Here is a 3,132-nt window from a genome sequence, read left to right as displayed (position 1 = left end):
TAGGGGTCTGATCAATGCCTGCTTTGTTGTTACCCCTTAAATTAATATTGTTTATTTAAATGATAATCACTGCATATGTTGTTAATCACATCAGAAAAAAGGATAATACCTCTGATTTTAATAGCGCGAGGCTCGCATGACTGAATATGTCTTGTTATTGATTGGTACTGTTCTGGTTAATAACTTTGTATTAGTACAATTTTTAGGCTTATGTCCTTTTATGGGCGTATCAGGAAAACTTGATACGGCTATTGGTATGTCTTTGGCGACTACTTTTGTGCTTACGCTCGCCTCTGTTACCAGCTATTTAGTAAATCAGTATATTTTAATCCCACTCGACATCGAGTTTTTGCGCACAATGAGCTTTATTTTAGTGATTGCCGTTGTGGTGCAATTTACCGAAATGGTGGTACGTAAAACCAGCCCAACTCTGTATCGCTTATTAGGAATATTTTTACCGCTAATAACCACTAACTGTGCTGTATTAGGTGTCGCCTTATTAAATATCAAAGAAGATCACTCATTTTTACAATCGGCAGTGTATGGTTTTGGCGCTGCGGTTGGCTTTTCGTTGGTGCTGGTATTATTTGCAGCATTACGTGAGCGTTTAGCAGCAGCTGACGTACCCACCCCTTTTAAAGGCGCCTCTATTGCCATGATAACCGCAGGCTTAATGTCGATGGCGTTTATGGGCTTTACCGGATTAGTGAAATTTTAATATGACCTTGTTTTATGCCTTAATTGCGCTTGGCTCACTAGCGCTGGTTTTTGGGTTGATTTTAGGATTTGCTGCGATACGATTTCGCGTAGAGAGCAATCCCATTGTTGAGCAAATAGACACCATTTTACCGCAAACCCAGTGCGGACAATGTGGCTACCCTGGTTGTCGTCCCTATGCAGAAGCAATTGCAAATGGTGATGAAATAAATAAATGCCCACCTGGCGGCGAAGCAACCATGAAAAAGCTTGCAGGCTTAATGGGTGTTGATGAAAAACCACTTGCCGGCGGCGAACAAGCAGAGCCAATAAAAACAGTAGCCTACATTCGCGAAGACGAATGTATTGGCTGTACTAAGTGTATTCAGGCTTGCCCTGTTGACGCTATTTTAGGCGCTACTCGCCAAATGCACACGGTATTAATTGATGAATGTACCGGCTGCGATTTATGTGTTGAGCCCTGCCCTGTAGATTGCATTGATATGCTGCCTGTAGCCGAAACTAAACAAAACTGGAAATGGCAGCTAGATGCTATTCCAGTTACACAAATAGATTAGAGGTTTGAGTGGATAAGTTACTTGAACAAATAAAAAAAGGGGTTGCTTGGCCATTTCCTGGCGGCATACACCCACCACAACAAAAATCACTCTCTAATAGTGCGAGCATTACGCGCCTACCATTGCCCGATAAGCTTGTCGTTGCGCTAAAGCAACACATAGGCGCAAACGGTAAGCTACTTGTCGAAAAAGGCCAACATGTACTTAAAGGCCAAGCTTTAACGGCTCCTGTTGCTAACTGGTCAGTACCTGTGCATGCACCAAGTTCGGGGATTATTACTGATATAGCTCCACAGCCTTCGGCGCACCCTTCTGCATTACCAGAGCTAAGTGTTGTTATTGAACCAGATGGTAAAGATGAATGGGTGGCACTTAACCCAATTAATAATCCAACAACGCTGAGTCACGACGAATTAGTAAATATAATTCATCAAGCAGGCATTAGCGGTATGGGCGGCGCAGGTTTTCCTACCTATATAAAAGCTGACACAAAGCAACCTATTGAGTTTTTGATAGTTAATGCGGTTGAGTGTGAACCCTATATTACAGCCGACGACACCTTAATGCGTGAGCATGCAATTGAGGTCATTCAAGGCCTGGAACTCATGCAACAGTTGCTAAACCCAACGCTATGTATTGTAGGCATTGAAGATAACAAACCCGAAGCTATCATTGCGATGAGCAAGGCGGCTGAGCATAACGAAAAAATAATTGTGCAAACGGTCCCGACTATTTACCCATCGGGCGGTGAAAAACAACTCATTAAGCTACTCACTAATCGTGAAGTGCCAAGCGCCGGCATACCGGCAGATATTGGCGTACTTGTGCACAACACAGGTACGTTGTTTGCCGTGCAGCAAGCTGTGTACGAAGGTAAACCACTCATTGAACGGGTAGTGACGGTTACGGGTAATACTATCCATAAACCTGGTAATGTGTGGGCTTTATTAGGCACTGAAATAAAACACTTACTTGATTGCCAAGGTTTTTCACCTGTACCACAGCAACGCGTTGTTATGGGCGGCCCGATGATGGGCTTTACTCTGCCCACAGTCCGTATTGGCGTTGTAAAAACAACTAACTGCATACTAGCGCCTGATCATAAAGAACTTGCAGAGCCAGGCCCTGAAAAAGCCTGTATTCGCTGTAGTGCGTGTGCTGATGCTTGCCCTGCCTCTTTATTACCGCAACAATTACAATGGTTTGCTAAATCAAAAGAATACGACAAACTCCAGGAACACAATTTATTTGATTGTATTGAATGTGGTGCATGTGCCTATGTTTGCCCAAGTGAAATCCCACTTGTGCAATACTACCGTGTCGCCAAAGTGGAAATAAAAGAACAACAGGCTGATAAAATTAAAGCCGATCGCGCAAAAGAGCGTTTTGATGCACGTAAAGAGCGCTTAGATCGCGAGCAAGAAGAAAGGCAAAACCGTCATAAACGCAAGCCTGCGGCTAAATCAGCTGACGAGAAACAAAAAGTGGCTGATGCGCTAGCCCGCGTTAAAAGTAAATCAGATAATGGCGATGAAAAATCGGCTGTTGCTGCCGCTATCGCCCGTGCTAAAGCTAAAAAACTCGGCGATCAATCAGCTGAGTTAGAGCCTGATAATAGTGAAGTCGCAAAAGAACGCGCACTTCGTAAAGAACAAGCGCGAAAATATAAAGATCAAAAATCTCAAACAGATGAATCAGCCGTGAGTGAAACGCCACAAAGCGATGCACCAGTTGATGACAAAAAAGCAGCCGTTGCCGCTGCGATTGCCCGCGCCAAAGCTAAAAAAGCAGCTAAAGCAAATGAAGCTACTGAGCCTGCTGAGAGTGAAGTGCCGCAAACTGATACGCCAGTTGATGA

General features: G+C 43.9%; 3 protein-coding genes. All 3 read left to right on the top strand.

Annotated features, from left to right (window positions below):
• Positions 1 to 136 precede the first annotated feature (136 nt).
• Positions 137 to 718 (top strand): electron transport complex subunit RsxA, encoded by a 582-nt coding sequence (gene rsxA, locus CWB66_RS11530; RefSeq protein WP_008134172.1) that lies wholly within the window; start codon positions 137 to 139, stop codon positions 716 to 718.
• A gap of 1 nt (position 719) precedes the next feature.
• On the top strand, positions 720 to 1,274 hold the full coding sequence (rsxB, locus tag CWB66_RS11525; protein WP_007379057.1) for an electron transport complex subunit RsxB: 555 nt from the start codon (positions 720 to 722) through the stop codon (positions 1,272 to 1,274).
• A gap of 8 nt (positions 1,275 to 1,282) precedes the next feature.
• Positions 1,283 to 3,132, top strand: a 1,850-nt coding sequence (gene rsxC / locus CWB66_RS11520) for an electron transport complex subunit RsxC (protein WP_138585482.1), incomplete at its 3' end; no start/stop codon positions are given.

Origin of the sequence: Pseudoalteromonas sp. S558, from assembly GCF_005886635.1 — a bacterium.
GTDB classification, from domain to species: Bacteria; Pseudomonadota; Gammaproteobacteria; order Enterobacterales; family Alteromonadaceae; genus Pseudoalteromonas; species Pseudoalteromonas aliena.
The sequence above is the reverse complement of the archived record's forward strand: the minus strand, read 5'-3'. Positions and strand labels throughout refer to the sequence as shown.

Coding starts and splice junctions, on each gene's coding strand:
- rsxB (WP_007379057.1), top strand. CDS start 720: ATGACCTTGTTTTATGCCTTAATTGCGCTTGGCTCACTAGCGCTGGTT.
- rsxA (WP_008134172.1), top strand. CDS start 137: ATGACTGAATATGTCTTGTTATTGATTGGTACTGTTCTGGTTAATAAC.